This is a genomic window from Haloparvum alkalitolerans, assembly GCF_050122995.1.
Classification (GTDB): Archaea; Halobacteriota; Halobacteria; order Halobacteriales; family Haloferacaceae; genus Haloparvum; species Haloparvum alkalitolerans.
Genome location: NZ_JBNLIA010000004.1, coordinates 94,253 through 117,604 on the forward strand (window position 1 = coordinate 94,253; position 23,352 = coordinate 117,604).

General features: G+C 68.4%; 24 protein-coding genes. 20 read left to right on the forward strand and 4 right to left on the reverse strand.

Annotated elements, in window-relative coordinates; all coding sequences use genetic code 11:
- The first annotated feature begins 2 nt into the window (after window positions 1–2).
- From ACQE3L_RS06135 to secY, 19 genes are read left to right on the forward strand one after another with little or no spacing between them, the layout of a single operon-like run.
- Window positions 3–461, forward strand: coding sequence for a 50S ribosomal protein L22 (locus ACQE3L_RS06135; protein WP_426962888.1), 459 nt, complete (start codon window positions 3–5; stop codon window positions 459–461).
- Complete coding sequence (locus tag ACQE3L_RS06140) at window positions 461–1,429, forward strand: 30S ribosomal protein S3 (protein ID WP_058366162.1); 969 nt, start codon at window positions 461–463, stop codon at window positions 1,427–1,429. The genes ACQE3L_RS06135 and ACQE3L_RS06140 overlap by 1 nt, the downstream gene beginning before the upstream one ends.
- 3 nt (window positions 1,430–1,432) lie before the next feature.
- Complete coding sequence (gene rpmC / locus ACQE3L_RS06145) at window positions 1,433–1,645, forward strand: 50S ribosomal protein L29 (protein WP_058366161.1); 213 nt, start codon at window positions 1,433–1,435, stop codon at window positions 1,643–1,645.
- A 3-nt stretch (window positions 1,646–1,648) separates the two neighbouring features.
- Window positions 1,649–2,101 (forward strand): ribonuclease P protein subunit, encoded by a 453-nt coding sequence (locus ACQE3L_RS06150; RefSeq protein WP_426962889.1) that lies wholly within the window; start codon window positions 1,649–1,651, stop codon window positions 2,099–2,101.
- Window positions 2,092–2,433 (forward strand): 30S ribosomal protein S17, encoded by a 342-nt coding sequence (locus tag ACQE3L_RS06155; protein ID WP_426962890.1) that lies wholly within the window; start codon window positions 2,092–2,094, stop codon window positions 2,431–2,433. The genes ACQE3L_RS06150 and ACQE3L_RS06155 overlap by 10 nt, the downstream gene beginning before the upstream one ends.
- Complete coding sequence (locus ACQE3L_RS06160; RefSeq protein ID WP_058366159.1) at window positions 2,433–2,831, forward strand: 50S ribosomal protein L14; 399 nt, start codon at window positions 2,433–2,435, stop codon at window positions 2,829–2,831. The genes ACQE3L_RS06155 and ACQE3L_RS06160 overlap by 1 nt, the downstream gene beginning before the upstream one ends.
- A gap of 2 nt (window positions 2,832–2,833) precedes the next feature.
- The gene (gene rplX, locus ACQE3L_RS06165; protein ID WP_426962891.1) at window positions 2,834–3,190 is read left to right on the forward strand and encodes a 50S ribosomal protein L24; all 357 of its coding nucleotides are present in this window, start codon (window positions 2,834–2,836) and stop codon (window positions 3,188–3,190) included.
- Window positions 3,187–3,894, forward strand: coding sequence for a 30S ribosomal protein S4e (locus ACQE3L_RS06170; protein WP_426962892.1), 708 nt, complete (start codon window positions 3,187–3,189; stop codon window positions 3,892–3,894). Before rplX ends, ACQE3L_RS06170 begins: the two co-directional genes overlap by 4 nt.
- Window positions 3,891–4,403, forward strand: a complete 513-nt coding sequence (locus ACQE3L_RS06175; RefSeq protein ID WP_426962893.1) for a 50S ribosomal protein L5 — start codon at window positions 3,891–3,893, stop codon at window positions 4,401–4,403. The genes ACQE3L_RS06170 and ACQE3L_RS06175 overlap by 4 nt, the downstream gene beginning before the upstream one ends.
- Window positions 4,400–4,579, forward strand: coding sequence for a 30S ribosomal protein S14 (locus ACQE3L_RS06180; RefSeq protein WP_426962894.1), 180 nt, complete (start codon window positions 4,400–4,402; stop codon window positions 4,577–4,579). Before ACQE3L_RS06175 ends, ACQE3L_RS06180 begins: the two co-directional genes overlap by 4 nt.
- Window positions 4,580–4,581: 2 nt before the next feature.
- On the forward strand, window positions 4,582–4,974 hold the full coding sequence (locus tag ACQE3L_RS06185) for a 30S ribosomal protein S8 (RefSeq protein ID WP_426962895.1): 393 nt from the start codon (window positions 4,582–4,584) through the stop codon (window positions 4,972–4,974).
- Between the two features lie 2 nt (window positions 4,975–4,976).
- Window positions 4,977–5,513 carry a 50S ribosomal protein L6 gene (locus ACQE3L_RS06190; RefSeq protein WP_426962896.1) on the forward strand — a complete coding sequence of 179 codons (537 nt, stop codon included), beginning with the start codon at window positions 4,977–4,979 and terminating at the stop codon, window positions 5,511–5,513.
- Window positions 5,514–6,218, forward strand: a complete 705-nt coding sequence (locus ACQE3L_RS06195; RefSeq protein ID WP_426962897.1) for a 50S ribosomal protein L32e — start codon at window positions 5,514–5,516, stop codon at window positions 6,216–6,218.
- Window positions 6,215–6,676 (forward strand): 50S ribosomal protein L19e, encoded by a 462-nt coding sequence (locus ACQE3L_RS06200; RefSeq protein ID WP_426962898.1) that lies wholly within the window; start codon window positions 6,215–6,217, stop codon window positions 6,674–6,676. The genes ACQE3L_RS06195 and ACQE3L_RS06200 overlap by 4 nt, the downstream gene beginning before the upstream one ends.
- Window positions 6,676–7,233: a 50S ribosomal protein L18 gene (locus ACQE3L_RS06205; RefSeq protein WP_426962899.1), complete on the forward strand. Its 558-nt coding sequence runs from the start codon at window positions 6,676–6,678 to the stop codon at window positions 7,231–7,233. Before ACQE3L_RS06200 ends, ACQE3L_RS06205 begins: the two co-directional genes overlap by 1 nt.
- Window positions 7,226–7,873, forward strand: a complete 648-nt coding sequence (locus tag ACQE3L_RS06210) for a 30S ribosomal protein S5 (RefSeq protein WP_426962900.1) — start codon at window positions 7,226–7,228, stop codon at window positions 7,871–7,873. The genes ACQE3L_RS06205 and ACQE3L_RS06210 overlap by 8 nt, the downstream gene beginning before the upstream one ends.
- Window positions 7,873–8,337, forward strand: a complete 465-nt coding sequence (gene rpmD, locus ACQE3L_RS06215; protein WP_426962901.1) for a 50S ribosomal protein L30 — start codon at window positions 7,873–7,875, stop codon at window positions 8,335–8,337. Before ACQE3L_RS06210 ends, rpmD begins: the two co-directional genes overlap by 1 nt.
- Entirely contained in the window at window positions 8,334–8,825 is a 492-nt protein-coding gene (locus ACQE3L_RS06220) for an uL15m family ribosomal protein (protein ID WP_426962902.1), read from the forward strand. Before rpmD ends, ACQE3L_RS06220 begins: the two co-directional genes overlap by 4 nt.
- A 3-nt stretch (window positions 8,826–8,828) precedes the next feature.
- Window positions 8,829–10,298 (forward strand): preprotein translocase subunit SecY, encoded by a 1,470-nt coding sequence (gene secY / locus ACQE3L_RS06225; protein ID WP_426962903.1) that lies wholly within the window; start codon window positions 8,829–8,831, stop codon window positions 10,296–10,298.
- A gap of 53 nt (window positions 10,299–10,351) precedes the next feature.
- On the opposite strand, the gene ACQE3L_RS06230 is transcribed toward secY, so the two are convergent.
- The 4 genes from ACQE3L_RS06230 to ACQE3L_RS06245 form a co-directional block, all read right to left on the reverse strand.
- The gene (locus ACQE3L_RS06230; protein WP_426962904.1) at window positions 10,352–12,151 is read right to left on the reverse strand and encodes a restriction endonuclease; all 1,800 of its coding nucleotides are present in this window, start codon (window positions 12,149–12,151) and stop codon (window positions 10,352–10,354) included.
- Window positions 12,152–12,224: 73 nt separating this feature from the next.
- Entirely contained in the window at window positions 12,225–13,682 is a 1,458-nt protein-coding gene (locus ACQE3L_RS06235; RefSeq protein WP_426962905.1) for a hypothetical protein, read from the reverse strand.
- Between the two features lie 48 nt (window positions 13,683–13,730).
- The gene (locus ACQE3L_RS06240; protein WP_426962906.1) at window positions 13,731–17,234 is read right to left on the reverse strand and encodes a coiled-coil domain-containing protein; all 3,504 of its coding nucleotides are present in this window, start codon (window positions 17,232–17,234) and stop codon (window positions 13,731–13,733) included.
- A gap of 8 nt (window positions 17,235–17,242) precedes the next feature.
- Window positions 17,243–19,321, reverse strand: a complete 2,079-nt coding sequence (locus ACQE3L_RS06245) for a hypothetical protein (protein WP_426962907.1) — start codon at window positions 19,319–19,321, stop codon at window positions 17,243–17,245.
- 494 nt (window positions 19,322–19,815) lie between these two features.
- On the opposite strand from ACQE3L_RS06245, the gene ACQE3L_RS06250 reads away from it, so the two are divergent.
- Window positions 19,816–23,352, forward strand: a complete 3,537-nt coding sequence (locus ACQE3L_RS06250) for an FtsZ/tubulin family protein (RefSeq protein WP_426962908.1) — start codon at window positions 19,816–19,818, stop codon at window positions 23,350–23,352.

A 23,352-nucleotide genomic window follows, 5' to 3' on the forward strand; every position in this document is an offset into this window, starting at 1 on the left:
CCATGGGAATCAACTACAGCGTCGAGGCCGACCCGGAGACCACCGCCAAGGGGATGCTCCGCGAGCGGCCCATCAGCCTGAAGCACAGCAAGGCGATCGCCCGACAGCTCAAGGGCAAGACGGTCACGGAGGCCGAGGAGTACCTCCAGGCCGTCATCGACGAGGAGCAGTCCGTCCCGTTCAAACAGCACAACACAGGTGTCGGCCACAAGGGCGACATCGACGGCTGGGACGCGGGCCGCTACCCCGAGAAGGCCTCCAAGGACTTCCTCAAACTGCTCACCAACGTCAAGAACAACGCGACCGAGCAGGGGTTCGACGGCGACGCGATGGTCATCAAGCACGTCGCGCCGCACAAGGTCGGCGAGCGACCGGGCCGCAAGCCCCGGGCGTTCGGCCGCGCCTCGCCGTGGAACACGACCCTCTGTGACGTCGAGCTCATCATCGAGGAGGACAACTAATGGCAGACGAACACCAGTTCATCGAAAACGGCCTTCAGCGCGCCCAGATCGACGAGTTCTTCGCTGACGAACTCGGTCGCGCCGGCTACGGCGGTATGGACATCGCCAAGACGCCGATGGGCACGCAGATCCAGCTCAAAGCCGAGAAGCCCGGCATGGTCATCGGCAAGGGCGGGAAGAACATCCGGAAGATCACCACCGAGCTCGAGGAGCGGTTCGACATGGACGACCCGCAGATCGACGTGCAGGAGGTCGACGAACCGGACCTCAACGCACGGATCGTCGCGGACCGTCTCGCGAACGCCTTAGAGCGCGGCTGGTACTTCCGCAAGGCCGGTCACACCACGATCGACCGCATCATGGAGTCCGGCGCGCTGGGCGCCGAGATCGTCCTCTCCGGCAAGGTGACCGGGGCGCGCTCCCGCGTCGAGAAGTTCAACCGCGGCTACATCAAGCACAACGGTGAGCCCGCGGAGGACGTCGTCGACGAGGGGCAGGGCGTCGCCGTCATGAAGCTCGGCACCATCGGCGTCACGGTGAAGATCATCCCGCCGGGTGCGGAGCTGCCCGACGACTTCGACATCAACGAGGACGTCGAGGCGCCCGAGGTCGAACAGGAGATCGAGGAGGAGGGCGTCGAGTCCCTCCTCGAGGAGGAACCCGAGGAGGTGCCCGACGTGGGCGCCGACGAGGAGGTCGAGGTGCCCGAGGAGGACCCGACGGACGTCATCGACGAGGAGATCGTCGAGGAAGTCGTCGAGGAGACCCAGGAGACCTCGCCCGAGGCGACCGACGTCGCTCCCGAAGAGGAGATCGAGCAGACCACGCCGGAAGACGAGGAGCTCGAGGACCTCGAGGAGGACGTCGAGGAAGAGGCGGCCGAACTGGTCGAGGAGATGGAGGCGGCCGACGAGGACGAGGAGTCCGACGCGGACGCCGACGCCGAGACCGAGGAAACGGAGGAGTAATACATGGCCATCCTCTACACTGACGAAATTCGCGACATGACCGCCGCAGAGCGCGAGGCCGAGCTCGAGGAGCTCGAGACCGAGCTGCTCAACGTGAAGGCCCAGCAGGCCGCCGGCGGGATGCCCGAGAGTCCGGGCCGCATGAACGAACTGAACCGCACCATCGCGCGGATCAAGACGATCCAGCGCGAAGAAGGCGACTTCGACGACGAATAACGAATGATCTCCCCCGACACGCTCACGCGACACGAACTCGTCGGCCTCCCGGTTCGGGTGGCCGCCGCCGCCAGCGACGCCTATTCCAGCGTCGCCGGCCGCGTCCTGCGTGAGAGCGAACGCACGCTCGTCGTGCGGACGCAGTCGGGGGACAAGCGCGTGCCCAAGGCGGGCACGACGTTCGAGTTCGCGCTCGGAGATTCCGTCACGACGCGCACAGATGAAGCCGCCGGCTCTCGAAAGGGGCCGGGGTCCACGTCCCAACTCGGGCCGGATACTGCGGGGGTACGCCCTCGCCAGTCTGGCCCGTCCGCCTCGGTAGCCCACGCGGGCGCCGAGTCGGCGAGCCGCTCCCTAGGCGAGTGCAAAGACGTGGTCTACGTTACGGTGGATGGCGACCAACTGCTCTCACGACCCGCCGAACGCACCGAACGAGGTGTCTCTACATGGCGATAGGAATCGACGTACCCACGCCTCCGGAACCGGAAAACCCGGAGGATTACGACTACGAGAAGTGCCCGTTCTACGGGCAGCTGTCCGTCCGCGGCCAGGTCCGAGAGGGCACGGTCGTGTCGACGGATATGGCAAAGACCGTCATCGTCGAGCGAGAATACGACGTCTTCGTACCCAAGTACGACCGGTACATGAAGCGTCGTTCCCGCATCCCGGCACACGTGCCGGGCGTGCTGGACTCGGTCGAAGTCGGTGACGAAGTGAAGATCGCGGAGACGCGACCGCTGTCGAAGACGAAGTCCCACGTCGTCGTCCAGATCGGAGGTGACGAGTGATGGAGGCGCTGAAGGCCGACGTCACGCAGGGCCTCGAACGCGGCTCGCTGATCACGTGCGCCGACAACACCGGCGCCCGTGAGCTGCGAGTGATCAGCGTCCACGGCTACTCCGGTACGAAGAACCGCCACCCGAAGGCGGGTATCGGCGACAAGGTGACCGTCTCGGTCACCAAGGGGACTCCGGAGATGCGGCGGCAGGTGCTGGAGGCGGTTATCGTCCGCCAGCGCAAGCCGATCCGCCGACCGAACGGCACGCGCGTGAAGTTCGAGGACAACGCGGCCGTCGTCATCGACGACCTCGAAGAGCCGCGGGGCACGGAGATCAAGGGCCCCATCGCTCGCGAGGTCGCCGAGCGCTTCGGCAGCATCGCCTCGACCGCGACGATGATCGTCTAATCATGACGCGACAGCCACGCAAACAACGAAAGCAGACGGAGAACGCGCCGCTCCACGAGCGGCAAAAGCAGGTCCGTGCCACCCTCTCGGAGGAGCTCCGTGAGGAGTACGGCCAGCGCAACGTCCGCGTGAACGCGGGCGATACCGTCGAGGTGCTCCGCGGCGACGCCGCCGGCGAGGAGGCCGAGGTGCTCGACGTCGACCTGACCGACGCGGTCATCACCGTCGAAGGTGTGACCGTCGAGAAGGCCGACGGCGAGGAGGCCCCGCGCCCGCTCCCGGCGAGCAACGTCCGCGTGACGGAACTCGACCTCGAGGACGACCGCCGTGAGGCGCGTCTCCAGGAGGATAACGAATGACGAACCACCAGAAGCGACTGGCAGTACCGAACTCCTGGCCGGTCGAACGCAAGACCGAGACCTTCACGGTGAAGGCTGGCGCGGGACCGCACGGCGAGGCCGGCGTTCCGCTGCTCATCCTGCTGCGTGACGTGCTCGGATACGTCGACAGCCGGAAGGAGGCCCGCTACGCGCTGAACCAGGACTCCGTTCTGGTCAACGGCGACGCGGTCTCCGACGAGGCGCGACCCATCGGGATGTTCGACATCCTGGCGTTCACCGAGCGGGAGGAGTATTACCGCGTGTTCCCGGACGAGGGCGGTCGGCTCGCGCTGACCCCCGTCGACGAGGACGCCGCGAGCAGCCGGCTCGGCCGCATCTCGAACAAGACGGCCGTTCCCGGCGGCGACGTCCAGCTGACGCTCCACGACGGCACGAACGTGCGCGTGGACGCGGAGGACGCCGGCGAGTACGACACGAAGGACTCCATCGTCGTCGACAACGAGACGAAGGAGATCGTCGCCCACTTCACCTACGAGGAGGGCGCCCTCGTCACCGCCGTCTCCGGTCAGCACGCCGGCCGAATCGGCGAGATCGACGAGATCGACGTGACCCTCGGCTCCGGCTCGAACGCCGTCACCGTCACCGCGGACGACGGCGACTTCGAGACGGTCGAGGAGTACGTCGTGGTCATCGACGAGAACTTCACGGGTGATGACGAATGAGCGCGGACCACGCCATGCGCGAGGCGCGCATCGAGAAGGTCGTCGTGCACATGGGCGTCGGGCAGGGCGGGGAACCGCTCGCCGAGGCCGAGCGCATCATCGAGGAGATCACCGAACAGGACTCCGTCCGCACCACCGCAAAGCGCACCGTCGGCGAGTTCGGCATCCGCAAGGGTGACCCGATCGGCGCCAAGGTGACGCTGCGCGAGGAGGCGGCCGCGGAGTTCCTCGAGACCGCCCTCGAGATCGTCGAGGTCTCGGAGAAGCAGTTCGACGAGACGGGCAACCTCAGCTTCGGCGTCGAGGACCACACCGACTTCCCGAGCCAGGAGTACGACCCGAACGTCGGCATCTACGGACTCGACGTGACCGCGACTATCGTCCGGCCCGGCTACCGCGTCACGAAGCGTGACGTGGAGACCCGGTCGATCCCGGACAGCCACCGCATGACGCCCGAGGACGCGTCCGCGTTCCTCGAGGAGAACTTCGACGTGGAGGTAGGCGAATGAGCGAGAGCGACGCAAACGAACAGACGGGCGAGCACGCCACGAAGCGGACGGGCCAGCAGCACTCCTGCCGGCGCTGTGACCGCAATCAGGGGCTCGTCGGCAAGTACGACATCAACCTCTGCCGGCAGTGCTTCCGCGAGGTCGCCCGCGAGATGGGATTCAAGAAGTACAGCTAATCATGGCAGGCAACGACCCCCTCGCCAACGCGCTCGCCGGACTCGATAACGCCGAGAGCGTTGGCCATCTGTCGTACACGGTAGAGCCCGCGTCGAACGTCATCGGATCGGTCCTCGAGGTCTTCTACGACCGCGGGTACGTCGACGGCTTCGAGTTCGTCGACGACGGCCGAGCCGGCGTCTTCGACGTCGAACTGAAAGGCGCGATCAACGAATGTGGCGCCGTCAAGCCCCGCTATTCCGCGGGTGCCGACGAGTTCGAGAAGTGGGAGAAGCGGTTCCTCCCCGCCCGTGACTACGGGACGCTCATCGTCACGACGAGCCACGGCGTCATGAGCCACTACGAGGCCCGCGAACAGGGCATCGGCGGCCAAGTGATCGCATACGTCTACTAACAATGAACAGAGTCGAAATCACGATTCCGGACGACGTCTCCGCCGAGCTCGACCACCTCGACCTCACCGTCGAGGGGCCGAACGGCAGCGTCACGCGCCGCCTCTGGTACCCCGACGTGGACGTTTCCGTCGAGGACGACGCGGTCGTCGTCGCGTCCGAGAACGACGACGCGAAGACGAACGCGACGGTCGGCACGTTCGAGAGCCACGTCGCCAACATGATCCACGGCGTCACCGAGGGGTGGGAGTACAAGATGGAAGTCTTCTACGCCCACTTCCCGATGCAGGTCGACGTCGAGGGCGACGAGGTCGTCATCGAGAACTTCCTCGGCGAGAAGGCGGCCCGGCGCACGCCGGTCCGCGGAGACACCGACGTACAGGTCGACGGCGAAGAGATCACGCTCTCCGGTCCGAGCAAGGAGGACGTGGGACAGACCGCCGCCGACATCGAACAGCTCACGAAGGTGACCGACAAGGACACGCGCGTCTTCCAGGACGGCGTGTACATCGTCGAGAAGCCCCAGAAAGGAGGAGCCTAAATGGCAGACGAACTCGAAGACATCAGCGGCGTCGGTCCCTCGAAGGCCGAGGCGCTCCGCGACTCCGGCTACGAGACCGTCGAGGACGTGAAGGCGGCCTCGCAGTCCGAACTCGCGGAGGTCGACGGCATCGGCAACGCGCTCGCCGCGCGTATCAAGGCCGACGTCGGTGGCCTCGAAGTCGAGACGGAGACCGAAGCCGAGATCGAAGACGAGACCCAGGAGGAGGCCGACGAGGCCGAATCCGAGGAGGAAACCGAAACGGAGCTCCGACCCCGCGGTCACGCGGACAAGACGCCGGAGCTCGACGACGACACTGCGCGCGCGCTCGCCCAGAAGCACCGCGAGGGCAAACCGCAGTTCAACCGTCAGGACTACCACAAGAAGAAGCGCGTCCCCACGTCGTGGCGACGCCCCCGCGGCACGCTCTCGAAGCAGCGCCGCGGGATGAAGGGGAAGGGCGACACCGTCGAGGCGGGCTTCCGCTCGCCGAAGGCGGCCCGCGACCTGCACCCGAGCGGCTTCGAGGAGGTCCGCGTGGAGAACACGGACGACCTCGAGGGCGTCGACGGCGACACGCAGGCCGTCCGCATCGGCGGCTCCGTCGGCGCTCGCAAGCGCGAGCGCATCGAGGAGATCGCCGAGGAACGCGAAATTCGCGTGCTCAATCCGACCTACGTCGAAGTGGAGGTTGACGAGCAATGAGCGACCTCAGCGCACAGAAGCGGCTCGCGGCCGACGAACTCGACGTCGGCGAGAACCGCGTCTGGCTCGACCCCGAGGCACAGGAGGAGATCGAGGACGCCATCACCCGAGAGGACGTCCGCGAACTCATCGACCAGGGCACCATCCGCGCGAAGGACGCCAAGTCCAACTCCCGCGGCCGGGCCCGCGAGCGCGCCGAGAAGCGCTCGTACGGTCACCGCAAGGGCGCCGGCTCCCGCAAGGGGAAGTCCGGCGCGCGGCAGAACACCAAGGACGACTGGAAGGCGCGCATCCGCGCACAGCGGGCGCGCCTGAAGGAGCTTCGAGACGAGGAGGACGTCCTCGACGCGTCGGAGTACCGCACGCTGTACAACAAGGCGGGCGGTGGCGAGTTCGACGACGTCGCCCGTCTCGAGGCGTACATCGAGAACAACTACGGATACGAGGTGACGAACTAATGGCGACAGGACCACGATACAAGGTGCCGATGCGACGGCGCCGTGAGGTCCGGACGGATTACCATCAGAGGTTGCGCCTGCTGAAATCGGGCAAGCCTCGCCTGGTCGCCCGGGTGAGCAACGCTCACGTCAGGGCGCAGCTGGCTACCCCCGGACAGAACGGTGACGAGATTCACGCGAGCGCCTCCAGCGAGGACCTCGACGAGTACGGCTGGGACGCCCCCACGGGCAACCTCCCCAGCGCGTACCTGACGGGGTACCTGCTCGGTGCGCGCGCCGTGGCGGACGGGTTCGAGGAGGCGGTCCTCGACATCGGTCTCAACACGGCGACGCCCGGCGGAAAGGTGTTCGCGGTGCAGGAAGGAGCGATCGACGCGGGGCTCGAGATCCCCCACAGCGAGAGCGTGCTGGCGGACTGGTCGCGCAACCGCGGCGAGCACATCGCCGACTACGCCGAGCAGCTCGACGAGCCGCTCTACAGCGGGGACTTCGACGCCACGGAACTGCCCGAGCACTTCGACGACGTGCTCGCCACCATCCAGGAGGACTATGAGTAGAAACAACGACGGCTGGGAGCCGCGGACGCGCCTCGGCCGCAAGGTACAGGAAGGAGAGATCTCGTCGATGGAGCAGGCGCTGAACTCGGGGCTCCCGCTGAAGGAGGCCGAGATCGTCGACCAGCTCCTGCCGGGGCTCGAGGACGAAGTGCTGGACATCAACATGGTCCAGCGCATGACCGACTCCGGGCGCCGCGTGAAGTTCCGCTGCGTCGTCGCGGTCGGTAACCGCGACGGCTACCTCGGCTACGCGCAGGCCCGCGACGAGCAGGTCGGCGGCGCCATCCAGAAGGCCATCGACGTGGCGAAGCTGAACATCATCAAGGTCGACCGCGGCTCCGGGTCCTGGGAGGACCAGCCGGGCGGCACCAACTCCCTCACGCGTCGCGCGGAGGGGAAGGCCGGCTCGGTGACCGTCGAGGTCAAGCCCGCCCCGCAGGGGCTCGGGCTAGCGGCCGCGGAGACGGTGCGCAACATCCTCGAACTGGCCGGCGTGCAGGACGCCTGGACCAGCTCCGACGGCAACACCCGCACCACGGTCAACCTCGCGAAGGCGACGTTCAACGCGCTGGAGAACGCGGCGGCGGCGCGCACGCCGGAGCACGCCCGTGAGGTCCACTACGACGAGGTGAGCGAGTGATGCAGGCGCTCGTTCAGATCCGCGGCGACGTGAACATGAGCGAGGATGTCGTCGACACCCTCGACATGCTCAACATCGGTCGCGTCAACCACGCGACGTTCGTCCCCGAGACGGACTCCTACCGCGGCATGATCACCAAGGTCAACGACTTCGTGGCGTTCGGCGAGCCGAGCGTCGACGCGGTCGCGGCCACGCTCGCGCGACGCGGCGAGCCCCTCGAGGGCGAGGCCGACGTCGACGACGAGTGGATCGACGAGAACACCGACTACGACGACCTGGAGGCGCTCGCGGCGGCGCTGGTCGACGAGGAGACGACGCTGCGCGAGCAGGGGCTCTCCCCGACCGTCCGTCTGCACCCGCCCCGCGGTGGTCACGAGGGCATCAAGCACCCGACCATCGAGGGCGGCGAGCTGGGTCGTCACTCCACCGAGGAGATCGACGCGCTACTGGAGGACATGCGATGAGCAAGAAACGACGACAGCGCGGCTCCCGCACGCACGGCGGCGGCTCCCACAAGAACCGGCGCGGCGCCGGCCACCGTGGCGGCCGCGGCGCGGCGGGACGCGCCAAACACGAGTTCCACAACTACGGACCGCTCGGCAAGCACGGCTTCAAGCGACCCGAGGACGCCCGCGCGGACGTCCGCGAGGTCAAGGTCCAGAAGCTCGACGAGGACGCGGCGCTGTACGCCGCGGACGACCTCGCCGAGGAGGACGGCGACGCGTACGTCATCGACGCGCGCGACGTCGTCGAGGACGGTCACGAGGTCGACGTGGTGAAGGTGCTCGGCGGCGGTCAGGTCCGCAACGAGCTGGTCGTCACCGCCGACGCGTTCACCGCGGGCGCGGTCGAGCTCATCGAGGAGGCCGGCGGCGACGCCGTCCTCTCCGAGCGGGCGGAGACCGCCGACGAAGCGGAAGACACTTCAGACGACGAGAGCGACGAGGCGTAACGTATGAGCTGGAAGGACGCCGCCGAACCGGTACTCACGCGGATGCCGACAGTCCGGCGTCCCGAGGGCCACGTTCCGTTCAAGCGGAAGCTGCTGTGGACCGCCGGGATCCTGATGGTGTACTTCTTCCTCACCAACATCAACCCGTTCGGACTGGCGGCGGGCCAGAGCAGCGACTTCTTCGGCCAGTTCCGCTCGATCCTGGCCGGGGAGTCCGGCTCGCTGCTGCAGGTGGGGATCGGACCCATCGTCACGGCGTCCATCGTGCTGCAGCTGCTCGGCGGCGCCAACCTGCTCGGGCTTGACACGAGCGACCCGCGCGACCAGGTGCTCTACCAGGGGCTCCAGAAGCTGTTGGTGTTCATCGTCACGGGCCTGACGGCCGCGCCGATGGTGTTCTCCGGCGGCTTCCTGCCAGTCGACCAGACGGTCGCGAGCGCGCTCGGCGTGAGCGTCTTCGCCGTCCAGGTGCTGATCTTCGCCCAGATCTTCGTCGGCGGCGTGCTCATCCTGTTCATGGACGAGATCGTGAGCAAGTGGGGCGTCGGCTCCGGCGTGGGGCTGTTCATCATCGCGGCGGTGAGCCAGCAGCTCGTCGGCGGCTTCTTCAGCTTCTCGGCGCTCGGCCAGTCGGGCTTTTTCGCCCGCTGGGTCGCGATCATCACCGGCAATGAGGAGATCGGCTCGCCGTTCACGGCGGACGGCCTCCAGAGCCTCCTCTTCGAGCCCGGGAGCCTGCTCGCGCTGTTCACGACGATCTTCATCTTCGGCGTGGTCGTCTACGCGGAGTCGGTCCGCGTGGAGATCCCGCTGTCGCACGCCCGCGTGAAGGGCGCACGGGGTCGCTTCCCGGTGAAGCTCATCTACGCGTCCGTCCTGCCGATGATCCTCGTTCGCGCGCTGCAGGCGAACGTGCAGTTCCTCGGCCAGATCCTCAACTCCCAGTGGGCGGCGATGCCGACGTGGCTCGGTGCGTACAACGACCAGGGGACCCCCATCTCGGGGTTCTTCTACTACGTCGCGCCGATCCAGCAGCCCGGCCAGTGGATGTGGTTCCTCGGTGAGACGACCGCGGAGCCGTGGATGATCGCCGTCCGCGTCGCCATCGACCTGACGGTGATGGTCGTCGGCGGCGCCATCTTCGCCATCTTCTGGGTGGAGACGACGGACATGGGCCCGGAGGCGACCGCGAAGCAGATCCAGAACTCCGGGATGCAGATCCCCGGCTTCCGGCGTAACCCGCAGGTCGTCGAGAAGGTCATGGAGCGGTACATCCCGCAGGTGACCGTCATCGGCGGTGCCCTCGTGGGGCTGCTCGCGGTCATGGCGAACATGCTCGGCACCGTCGGCGGCGTCTCCGGCACGGGCCTGCTGCTCGCGGTCTCCATCACGTACAAGCTGTACGAGGAGATCGCCGAGGAGCAGCTCATGGAGATGCACCCGATGATGCGCCAGATGTTCGGCAACGAGTAACGCGCTCGCGGCGAGCGCGTCCGCGGTCCGGCGGCCCTTCGTTTTTTATCGCTTCACCGCTCGAGCGTCTCGCGTATCGCCCGTCGCTCCAGCCACAGCACCGCACAGAACAGCGCGGTCGCCGCGACCGCGGTCGCTGCGATCAGCGCTCGGCCGCCGACGGTCTCGTACGACCGCGCGACGGCGCGGACGGGCCAGTAGTCGGTCATCTCGAGCAGGAACCCGGCCGCGAGGCCGCCGACGAGGACCTGCCAGCGCGCGACCGTCCGGTGTTCGGTGTGGAGCAGGAGGTACGTCGCGGCGACGAGCAGCGACAGCACGCCGCCGAACAGGACGCCGGCGTCGACGCCGGTCGCGAGCGGCACCGCCCCGCGCGTCGACGCGAGGGTGACCACGCCCCCGAAGGCGACGACGGAGGCCGTGATGCCGACGACGCCGCCGTTCCAGACGTACCCAAGACACGCGACGGTCACGACCAACAGTCCGGCCACCGCCAGGACGCGCTGCGGTCCGGCTCCGACGCCGACGATCCCGGCCGCGTCGACGAGCGCGAGCGCGAGGGTCGACCAGAGGAGGCCACACCCCGCGAGGCCGGCGAGCGTGACCGGGTTGTGGATCGGCTCGTAGCCGGGTTCGGCGTCGCGGAGGCGGAACGCGGGGGCGGCGGCCGCACGCCCGGACGCGACCCGCGTGTGGAGCAGGAACGCCGCGGTCGCCGCCACGACGACCGCGGTGAGGCCGTGGACCGACCCCGAGACCGGCGGGTATCCGCGGACCACCCACGCGGCGACGGGTAGGGCCATCAGTGGCGCGTACGCGACCCGTGCGGCCTCCATGGGGGTTCGGGCCAGCGCGAGGCTCGGCGTTGCGGTGCCGACGACGCCGACCGCTCCACCGACGACGAGCATCGCCTCGAGGGGGTGTCCGCCGACGGTGAGTTCGACGCCGGCGAGGGCCGCCGCGGCGGCGAGGAGACAGCACGCGGCCGCGATCAGACACGCGGCCGTCTGTCGGGATCCGGTGAACCATCGCTCCCGCCGGAGCCGGGGTCGGACTCCCGCCGCGGGAAGCAGCGCCCGACCGCCCGGCGACCAGGAGACCGGCGGCGCACGCATCCGGTCGGTGCCGCGATAGAGGAGCTGCCGCCCGGTCTCCCGCAGCCGATCGGAAGCCGGTGTGGACTCCGGCGTCGCGTCGGGGTCTCCAGCACCTCCGGCCGCGGGATCACGGTCGCCGTCGTCGTGCTCGGCCCGGATCGCGGGGTCGAACCCGCGGAGGCGGACGCGCGCGCGGCGGGCGGCGCTCTGCCAGCGGTCGACCGTCTCGCCGGCCTCGCGGCTCGCGCGTCCCGCGAGCACCTCGGCACGCCCGAGGGTCGACCGACAGTAGGTTCCGACCCGGCCGGGAACCGACCGCTCGCTGCGGGCGGCGACCTCCGCCCACACGTCGCCGACTTCGATCCCGAGCGCTGTCGCGTGCTCGGCGTAGAAGGCGAGGCTGGCGTGCCGCTCCATCGCCAGGAGGAACTCCTCGCCGTCGACGGTGCGCACGCCGAGCCGCTCCGCGATCTCTTCGGCGTCGTCGGCGAACTCGCCGCTCGTGACGATCATGCACTCGTCGGCGTCTATCTGCGTGTGAATGCCGTAGTACTCCTGCACCTCGGTTCGCGTCACGTCGTTTCCGGTCCGGGAGTCGTAGCGTTTGACTTGGATGGCGATCGTCTTCCCGCCCGGACCGCGCTTCCGGGCGATAACGTCGATCTTCCGGTCGTTGCTCCCCTGTCGGACGACCGTGGTGTACCCCATCTCCTCCCAGAGGTCGCCCACCACGTGTTCGAACGTCCGCCAGTCCATCCGTTCGATCTGACGGAGCGCGACTCGCGGAAACCCTCCCGACGCGACGGGGCGTCGCCCCGCCGCGGGGCGGTCACTCTCGGAGGTCATCGAGCCTCACGCGGCAAAGCTCCGCGAGCCGTTCCAGTCGCTCCTGTTCGTCGTCGAAGCCCCTCTCCTCTGCGACCTCGATCCCCTTCTCGGCGGCCGACAGCGCCGACTCGTACTTGTCGACCGCCGTCTCTATCCGGTCGACGGTCATGTTGGACTCAGCCTCCTCGATCAGCTCCTCGAGGCGTTCGGTGTTCGCGATCAGCCTGACGCGGCCCGCCTCGCGCCGCAACGCGTCGACGCGCTCGTCCCGGCCGTCGGCGTGTGTGTCCTCCTCCAGTCGCTCCATGAGCGTCGACATCTCCTCGCTGACCGCCTCGGGGGTCTCGCTCACGCGCTCGGCCGCGTCGTCGATCGTGGCCTCCGCGGCGTCCAGCCGCGCGGCCGTCTCCCGACCGCGGGTCCACTCGAGGCCGGTTTCGATCCGGTCGATCGCCGACGAGAGGTCGTGCTCGCGCGCCATCGACAGCGCCCGTTCGTACTCCTCGGCCGCGAACGCGAACGTGTCGGCGGCGTCGCGGTACTCCCCGTTCTCCCGGAGCGCGCTCCCGTTGTCGGCGGTCTCGGCCGCGCTCTCGGTTGACTCCCGGATCCGCACGACGGCTCGGCGCTTCTCGGCCTCCCGAAGCGCGTCCTCCGCGTCCGCGATTTCCTCCCGGAGCCGCTCGGCGACTTCCTCCTCGTCGCGGTCCTCGGCGATCTCCAGCGCGCGGGCGTACGCGTCCCGGCTCTCGCGTCGTTTCGTCGCGCTCCGTTCGGCGGCCGCGGGCGATTCCTCCGCCTCCACCTCCGAGGACGCGGCCGCCTCCGCGGCGGCCTGTGCCGTCTCGACCAGTTCCTTGAGATCCGGATCGGCGGCCTCGTCCGCCTCACGCGCCCGGACGAACGCCTCCGCGTACTGGTCCGACTCGAGCGCGCTCCTCGCGGCGTCGAGTCGGTCCGTCGCCCGCTCGATGTCGGCGCCGGGGACGCGATCCTCGACGGTCAGCTCCGCGGCCTCGACCGCGTTCTCCGCGTTCCGCCGCGCTGCCCGGAGCACGCCCTGTGCGTGTTGGCGGGCCTTCGTGTACTCGCCGGCCTCCAGCGCCTCGCCGCTGACCTCCAGCTTCCGTCGCGGGATCTCCCACTTCCCGGGGTCGAGGTCACCGTCGACGAGGTCGTCGAGACGGTCGAGGACCTCCTCCGCCCGCTTCCTGGCCTGCTCGGCGTCCCGCCTGGACCACTCCTCCGCGCGGTCGCCGCGGGACCGCTGAGTGTACGCGAAGAGGACGGCGCCCGCGAGGGCGAGAAGAATGATGGCTACGAACACGGCCAGGAAGAGGTCCGGGACGCCGGGGATGACGCTCTGTCCGACCGGCAGTGGTGTCGCCGGCCCGCCGCCGACGGTCACGGAGACCGCCGAGGTCGGTCCGCCGAGCGTGAGTGCGGTGTGCGAGGTCATCGTGTGAGTCGGGAGTTCGTGTCGGCTCGACCGCTCTCCGGCGTCGACCTATTCCGGCGCGTCCTCACCGAGCGCCCCGGGCGCCTCGGGAACCGGCCGCGCCGCGACCGCCCCCGAGAGGGCGAGCACGGGGCCGATGCCCGCGAGGCCGACGGTGAGCACGACCGCCGCCGCGGTCAGGACGACGCCGACGGCGACCCCGGCCCCGAACGTGGCGAGCGTCTTCCTGTCGGGGAGCCCGACCGACGGCACGACCGAGGAAAGCTTCGACGATACGCCACCCAGCCGTCCGCCGGTGGCGACTTCGCCCGTCTTCAGTTCCTCCGTCTTCTCGTGAAGCGCCTCCGTGACCTCTCCGTACTCCTCGTCCGGAAGCGCGCCGGTCGCGTGCAGCCCCCGCGCCTGTTCGAACTGGTCTTTCGCCGCGATGAGCTGTGCGATCTGGGGATCGAACTCGGAGCCCGAGAGGAACTGGTTGAAGCTCTCGAGCCCCTGGTTCGTGTCCACGTTGTCGCCGGTCTCCTCGACGTAGTTCTCCAGCGAGGTCTCGATGTCGTCGATCACGGTCGCCGCGTATTCGCCGGCGATCTCGGCTCGGACCTCGGCTATCTCCTCGACGAGGTCCTGGCGCGTTCCTTCCGAGAGGCTCTCCCGGCGCTCCCGGAGCACCTGCGGGTTCCTGATGTACTCCTGCTCGACCGCTCCGTCGGTCTCCCGGAGCAGCCGCTCGAACTGGAAGAGCGCCACCAGCCGCTCGTTCGGCTGGAGGTCCTCCTCCCGGAAGTCCTCGAGCAGGTCGCGGAACGTCCCCTCCTGGAGCTCGGTCTCGAGCTCCCGGCGCTCCTCGATCCGCTCCTCGAGTACCGCCAGCAACTGCTCGCGCAGCTGCTTCTCCTCGTCGGGCCGCAACAGGTCGTCGGTGCGGAACTCCTCGACGAACTCGCGGAGCCGGTCGGGGGCCGCCGACCCGCCCCGCCGCGTCGACCCTTCCAGCAGGGCTTTCGTCGCCTCGAGCGTCTCGAGGTCCTCTCGCACCCGGGTAAGGTCCGACTCGTACCTGTTGAGCCCCGCGACGGCGTCCCTGATCTCGCCCTCGAACTGCTCGGTTACGGCGTCGCGGTACTCCGCCTTCGCCCGGTCGATGGCGTCCCCGAGCGTGGACTCGAAGTGTTCGTTCTTGAGCGTCCGGCGCTGTTCGTCCGTGAGTATCGTGCGCTTGCGCCGGTTTCGGACCTGTTCGAGGTCGTCGGTGATCCGGTCGTACAGCGACGCGACGGACTCCTCGTGCCGCCGGTCGACCTCGACGGCCACCTCGCTCCAGCTCGTCGAGTGGTTCCCTCCCTTCTCGGTCCAGAACGAGTGAACGCGGTCGAGTATCTCCAGCCTCGTCCGCGCGGAGAGACCGGAGTGGTCGAGCAGCTCGTCGACCGCCGACTCGAGGTCCGAGGCGAGGCGGTTCTTCTCCTCGCGTCGGATCTCCGCCTGTCGGTCCTCGATGCGTGACCGGATCTCGGATCTGGCCTCACGGATGTCCTCCACGTCGAGGACGCCGTTCTCGGCGCCGTCCAACTCGTCCACCTCGGAGACGATCTTGTCGAAATGGCCCTCGTCGAGGCGGTCGCGGTCGCCGTTGACGTACCGACGGAGCGCTTCGAGCCGCTCGAAGGCCGTCTGTTCCCCGAACTCGGCCCGCATCGCGGGGACGACGCGGTCGAGCTCGTCCCCGACCCGCTCGACTGCGTCCTCGCGCTTGCGCCGTTCGATCCGGTCCAGCTCCGACGCGATGCGCTCGTTCAGGTCCGCGCGGATCTCCGACTTCCGATCTTGGGTGATGACCTCGTCCTGATTGAGCCGCGCCACCAGGGTCGCGAACTTCCGGACGGCCGGGTCGTCCACGTCGCGGCTCGGGTCGAGCGTGCACTGCTGTTTCGCGGTCCAGAGCCGCTCGTACACCGCGTCGATCGGCTCGTTCCCGCTCCGCTGTTCGATCTCGTCGAGCTGGGCCTCGAGCTGTTCTCGAAGCGTGGTCTCGCGGCTCGCCCTGAGCTGTGCGACGCGGTCCTCGATCCGCCCCACGAACTCCGACCGGAGGTCGCGTCGCTCGTCGTCGGTGAACACGTCCGCCGACTCCACGTCGTCGACGACCGAGGCGAAACGCGCAAGCAGGTCCGAGTCGGCGTCGACGCTCTCGTCCCCCTCGACGACGCGACGGATCGACGCCACGAGGTGGTCGTCGCGGACGTCCGCGAGTTCGACCTGTTCTAGACAGCGGTCGAACCGGTCGAGGAACTGCGACCGCTTGTGCTCTTTGAGCGCCTCGAGCGTCTCTGTGAGCTCCGCTTCCACCTCGCTCCGGATCTCGTCGCGCTCTCGGGCCGGGAGCGCTGTGTTCGCCTCGAGCTCCCGAAGCCGGTCGACGATCCGGTGTGCCGGCTCCGGACACGAGTCAGGCACCGTCTCTCGATGCCCGTCGAACACGTCGAGCAGCGCCTCGATCGAGTGCGTGACGGTCGTGATCGTGTTGCTCGTCAGGTCGTCGGTCGCGGCGTCGAACTCTCCGCGCACTCGCTCCGGCAGCTCCGCTTCCAGGCGGTCGCGCTCCTCCGCGAGTCGTTCGAGCACGCGGTCGCGAACGCCCACTTTGGCTTCGGCATCGAGCATTCGCGGATCGGGGAGCTCGCCCGTCTGCCCCTCGTGTTGGAGTCCGGTCACCGTCTCGGCGACGCGCTCGGCCGCGTCGGAGCGGACCTCGACCGACTTCGGGTCGTCGGTCCACAGCGACGTGAGGTACGTCTCGAGGGCCGTCAGGTCCTGGTGGAGCCGCCACGCGCTCAGATCGTCGGTCGCCGACAGCTCGTCGACCGCGTCGAGCGCCCGGCTCTCGTAGTCCTGTCTGACGAGTCCCTCGATGTCCTCCTGTTTGCTCCGGAGCGCCGCTTCCGTCCCGTCCGTCAGCGGCGTGAGCCCCTCGTACTCGCCCGGGGCCAACACGAGGTCGACCGACTGAACCGGACTGATCCGTCCCCCGCTGCTCACGCCGATCGAGGGCGTCGACCCCGACCGGCGGGCGTAGTACCCCAGCGCCGTCGCGGCCGCCCGGTAGCCCGCCACGCCGAAGTCGAGGTCCGTCCCCTCCTCGAGCAGCTGGTCGATCGCGAGCCGCTTTCGGAGGTCGACGCCGAGGTCGTCCAGCGAGGGGTCCTCGAGCTCGACGGCCCACCACGCGAGGTTGAACCGGTCGCGGTCGCGAAGGAGCGTCCACTCGTGGTCGCCGGCCGGGTCGTCGTCGTCCGCGAGCGCCCGCAGCCGGTCGAGAAGCCCCGCGAGGACGTTCTCCCCGTCTTCGCCGACGTACTCGGCGTGGTAGTGATTCGGTCGCGAGCCGCTGACGCGCGCGCGGACGTAGGCGACGACGCGGTTCGACGCCGGGTCGAGGAACAGGTCGACCGAGTTGTCGATGTGGGCGGCGAGGCGTCCCTCCGCCTGGACGTCCGTCCCCGTCTCCGGCTCGATCTGGCTCCCCTGCGTTCCGTAGATGGTAAGCGTGCCCATGCGTCGGATCAGGAGCTGATGATCGACTCGAGCACGTTCTCGACCCCGACCGGCTGGATGTTCCCCTGCTTGTCCGGCTTGGGCTGGAGCTCGCCGTCCCGTTCCTCCGTGACGAAGTAGACCGGGTGGATCGTCGAGGCGTTCACCATCCGCGCGAGCCCCTTGACCTGAAGGTCACCCATCAGCTGCTCGGCGACGTACTCGCGGAAGCTCTCGAACCGCTTGGCGCTCGATCCGGGCCGCGCCTGATGGCCCTTCTCCTCCTGCCACTCCTCGATGAAGAAGTCCGCCTTCGAGGCGACGAGCACCACGTCGTCGACGTCGACGTTCTCGACGATGTCCGAGAAGTCTTCGACGTGCATGTTGGCCGAGGACGCGCCGGGCGGCACGTGGCCGTGGAACCGCTCCGAGTCGAGCAGGAACACGAGCTTGTTCGACTCCTTAACGTTGTTCTCGACGCGCTTTATCACCTTGTCCTGTGCGGAGACGGGCTCGCGGTTCACGCTCGCGGTCGAGGTGTCCTCGTCCGCCGTCCCCTCGTCGTCGGCCGCCTGCTCGGTCTCCTCCGCTTCTGCGTCCGCGGAGGCCGACGTGGGCTCGGTCGCATCGCCGGACGGCTCCTCGTCGGTCGCCTCCGGCTCCTCCTCCGGGTCGACCGTCGAGGCGTCCGGATCGACCGTCGACGTGTCGGAGTCGACCGACGAGGCGTCCGGATCGACGGACGACTGGGCGTCGTCCACGGCCGTCGAGGAGGCGGCGGTCTCGGTCGCCGAGTCAGCGCCGCCGCGTTCGTCCTCCGTCCCGTTCTCGTCCCCGCTGACGTCGACGTCGTCCGTTTCGACCGCGTCCACGTCGCTCGCGGTCCCGTTGTCGAGCGTGCTTCCGTCGCCCGCGTCCTGTCGCGACCAGTCCTCTTCGGCGTCCGGCTCCTCGTCGGCCGACGACTCGTCCGGGTCGTCGCGCCGGTCGAGCACCTCGTCGGCCGGGATCTCGTCGGCCGCGCTCTCCGGCAGCGACACCGCGGGTCCGTCCGACTCCTCTTCGTCCTCGTCCGGCGACCCGCCGTCGGTGACCGTGCGTTCGCCGGAGAGGTTCTCGCTCACGTCGGGGAGGATCTCGCCGGGGTGGTCGAGCATGTTCACCTTGATCCGCGAGGGGTTCAGCCGCGACCGCGCGATGAACTCGAAGCGGAGCGGGACCGCCTCGTCGGGGAGCGTGTTCGCGATGTCCCACCGGAGGTCATCGCCGGCGTTGTTGTACTCGTTGACGAGCGACCGGATCCCCTTGCTCCGCCCCTCCAGGTCGTACTTGTCCTCGTTGTTCAGCACCTCGAGGAACAGCGCGAGCGCGAAGTAGGTCTTCCCCGACTGCTTGGGACCCATGACCTCGAAGGAGGTCGTGTCCGGGTCCGCGCGCTCGCTCTCGCCGGTCGGGTCGAGCGTGATGAACCCGTGGAGGAAGTAGAAGAACACCAGCGACGCGACGACGTACGCCGCCGAGAAGGAGTACGTCTCCAGGCCCGGCGGGCTGACGACGAGGTACAGCCCGTTGCCGACGACGACCGCGAGGACCGTGACGACGACGAGCGCCAGCGAGGCGACGCGGAACTGCGCGGCTTCGTCGTCGTCGCGGACCGCGTTGCCGACGGAGCTCTTTCCGAGGTTCACCAGCCGGAGCTCCCCCTCGAGACCGAGCGCCTCGGAGCGGACCGCCTCGACCACGATCCCCAGCAGGGTCCCGGCCGCCAGCGCGGCCGCGTTCAGCGGCGTGATCCCGAGGCCGAGACCGCCGATCGTCAGCCCCCCGACGAGCACCACGAGCCCCGACAGCAGCAGGAGCCCCTGGTACCGCTTCCGGTAGTCGTTCGAGTAGAGGGCCAGCAGACCGAGGTAGACCCCGAAGCCGAACGAGAGCAGCGCCTCGACGCCGGTCACGCCGTCCGGGACGAACGGGACGATCGTCAGGTACCGCGCCAGCAGGTACCCCCCGCCGAGCCACATGTTGTAGAACAGGTGGGCGAGAACGGGCGTCGTCAGCAAGATGCCGCCGAGGTACCAGGCGAAGTCGCGACGTTCCTGCGGGTTCATGTCTCTCCTCCGGCGCTTCGATGCGGTCCGCACACCGAAACACCGTCACTTCGCGGGCGTCCCCACGCCGACACCCTCACGCCTCCGGCGCGTTCCGAAGCAGCTCGAGCGGCTGCCTCTGCCCCGGCGGACGGTCGTGTCCCTAACATGTGTATAGTCTGCGTAAATCTGTGAACTGACAAAAGGGTTATGAAGGTCGCATATCTGATACGTGTTCCGTCGACGAATTCGGCCGTCCCCGACAGTTCGAAGTCCGGAAGTCAGACGGCGACACCGGCGTCCAGCCGTGCGTTCCCGCGATCAGCGAACGGCCGCGCCGTGCCCGTTCACCGGCGTCTCCGCCCCGTCAGCGCTCACCGAATCGGTGGCAGTATCCCCGTACTAAACGGGTTTTATATGTGATGAGTAACATGGCATCTGTTATGCCACGGTGCAGTACTCCTGACAGATTGATCGGGATTGGGGGTGGCGGGAGTCGGGTGGTCTACCGCTTCATGCAGCAGGACTGGATCCTCGAGGAGGTGATGAAGACGGACGAGTACAACGAGCCGGAGCCGGCGACGCTGCGGGCGACGGTCATCGACTCCGCGACCGACGACAAGTTCCACGCGGACCGGTCCTCGGTCGTCGAGGAGAAGGTCGAGAACGCCTACGACGGGACCGACTACCGTCCTCGGGACGGCTTCGTCGAGTTCGACGGGCCGCATCTGATAAGCGAGATGGTCCCGGACACCTGGCTCGCCGAGTCGCTCACGGCGCCGCCGGCGGTGCGGAACCTCTGTGAGGACCAGGGGCTCACCAGCTGGTGGCTCGAGCAGGGACGCGAGCCGCTCTCGAAGGTGAACGACCAGGGCTTCTCCGGCGGCGTGCTCCGACGCCGCTCCGTGAGCAAGCTGCTGTTCCACATCGCCGAGTACACCGACAACAGCGTGGTGCCCGGCGGCAACGGCGAGGAGCAGGTCTACATCGTCGCCGCGCTCGGCGGCGGGACCGGCTCCGGCATGGCGCTCGACCTCGCCAGCGAACTGCAGGGGGGCGACAAACAGGTCCACCTCTTCGGCGTGCTCCCCCACGACGGGGCGGGCGGCCTCGAGAAGACCAACGCGCACGCCGCCCTCTCCGAGCTGGAGTACGCCCACCTCACCGGCGAGGGACCGTTCGAGACGATCACGCTCGTCCCCCACCTCGAGGAGCTCGAGGATAACAACCACGACTTCGAGATGGGGGTCGTCCGCTCGATCCTCGCCCATCAGAACGGGGTGCGGAGCGGCAACTTCACCACCTACATCACGCCGACGACGGACATCGCGACCAACCCGCCGCGGTACACGCCGTTCACGCTCGCGGCCCCGTACACGATCAAGTACGACCTCGAGATGCGGGAGGCGGCGGAGAACGCGGTCGGGGAGATGCTCGACGCGAAGGAGTCCGAACTCGAGAACGAGGCGGACCTCTACGAGGTGATCGAGCAGTACCTCACCGAGATGTTCCCGGAGTCGGCCGGCGCGGAGTTCCGCGGCGGCGGTCTCGGGAGTCTCGACACGGAGTGGGGTCGCGACGCCGCCTATCAGCTCCGCGGTCGGATCGAGGACGACATCCGCGGCACCCTGCTCGAACAGGAGGCGCTCGAGCTGGCCGACCTGGGCGACCTCGTCGACGAGATCAAGGAGACGATCGACACGGCGCCGATGGTGCGGCCGCCGGACGCGGACGGGGAGGCCGACGGCGACGACGGCGAGAGCGTCGACCCGATGGCGGAGGCGGTCGACTTCGTCAACGACGTGCCGGGGATCATTCGCGACCGGCTGGAGAACACGCCCGAGTTCACCGAGATCAGCCCGGACGACGAGCTCCGGTACGACCTCGTCGAGATCCTCAAGACGGAGCTGACGAACATCGAGACGCGGGCGCGCATCTGGCGCGCGACGTCGGCGATCACGCCCGAGCACACCGACCTCGACAAGGGCGAGGCCGAGGTCGTCAGGACGGCGATCCGCGAGGTCATCATGGACCCGGACACGGAGCTGCTGATGGATCGGTTCCAGGACCCGAGCCTCGAGAGCATGATCGACGGCTGGCGGAGCCAGCGCGAGTCGCTCCGGACCACCGTCGACGAGCTGTCCGAGTTCCACGAGACCGTCGCGGGCGACCTCACGAAGCGGGCGAACGAGTGGAACGAGACCGCCTACGACGACGCGAAGGCCCTCGCGGCGATCAACGAGCACGAGGAGAGCGTCGTGGAGGCGATCGACGACCTCGTCGACGAGGTCGGGAACGCGGTCGAGAAGGTCGAGAGCGCCTCCACGGAGGACGGCGTCGACGCGGTGACGCTCGACGGGATCGGCCCGCTCGACGGGATGGAGATCGAGGGCGTCGCCCCGCTCAACGACAAGCTCGACGAGATCGGCGTCGGCGAGATCGACGTCGCGGAGATCAAGCGCGGCTTCGGCTTCGTCAAGTCCGCGAAGAAGCACAAGCTGAACCACGGGACCGGCTTCCTCGGCATCGGCCGCGGCGACGATCGCTCGGACGAGTTCGAGACGAACGTCACCTCCGCCCGCGAGACCGGCTGGTTCGAGATCAACCCGAACAGCCCCGACCCGTCCGTCGAGGAGACGTTCAGCTGTCGGTTCACGAGCGACCGCCTCCGGCGCGAGTCCGAGATCGAGACGAAACGCGACGAGCTGATCGACTCGCTCGTCGACGCGTTCGAGTCGGCGTTCAGCGAGGGCGGGGAGTTCGTCTCTCACAGCCTCACCTACACGACGGACGGTCGCGGTGCCGAGTCGAAGACCATCTCCCTCCCGCAGGGGCTCGACGCGGCCGGCACCAAGACCACCGTCTCGAAGGCGCTGCGCAACACCGACGCCGAGGACCCCGGCACGCTGCTCAAGGGCGTCCTCTCGCTGGACGCGGTCGATCCGCAGGACCCGAGCTCCGTCTCCGACGACTTCGAGACGGCGACGACGCGCACGCTCGTGGAGGCATACCTCGGTCCGATCGCGAAAGAGCACGCGAAGTCCGGCGACCAGCTGGCGAAGCTCACCGGCGAGAACGACGAGGCGCCCGGCCTCATCCAGCGGTTCGAGCTTCTCCGCGGCCTCTCGCGTGGCAGCGTCGAGCTCAGCGACGTGGAGCTTCCCAAGGCCCACGAGTACGACCAGGGCCGCGAGACGTACGGGCGCGACTTCGCCCGCAACTACCGCGGTCGCTACGAGGTCGAACTCGAGGGAAGCGTCGGCCGGTCCGACGACGACGACCATCCGTACGTGTTCCACGAGGAGGCCAAGCAGGAACACGTCGCGGGGGCACACGACATCGCCGAGTCCGACATTCTCGAGGCGAACGAGGACCGGATCGTTCGGGAGCTCGTCAACTCGGTCCGTAGCCTCCTGAACGGGGACGACGGCCGCGCCCCGATCAACGACCTCAGTCCGACCGCGAAGGGGCAGGAGGTCGAGCCCAACTTCGGGAACATCCGTATCAACCCCGTCTACCTCTCCAGGGCCTACGAGGAGGAGGACGTGATGAACGAGCACTACCCGGCCGTCCGGAACGCGTTCGAGGACGAGATCGAAGTCGCGAACAACAGCATGTACAAGGTGGGTCGCCACAGCGCCGGCGACCGCGACGAGATCACGATGGTGACGTTCATCGGCGGGCTGTTCCTGGACAACCTCAAGCTGGTCACCAAGGGGAACGGCTACAAGGACCTCTACGAGGAGAGCGCAAGCGGCGGCTTCATCCCCGCACACCACACCATTGGCGTCGGCGGGATGTGGGACCGCTGGAGCACGATGCACGAGTGGGCCACCGCGGACGGCGAGCCGCACGGGGGCGCCGACTTCGGCGCCTACGTCGCCCGCGACACGGTCCGGGACGTGGACCAGGAGTTCATGTCCGAGGTGATGATCGCGGACCAGTCCGACGACGACGTCGACCCGCGGGACATCTTCCTCGACATGCTGACGACGGGGACCTACGAGAGCAGCATCGACATCACTCAGACGGCGACCGAGGCCGACGACTGA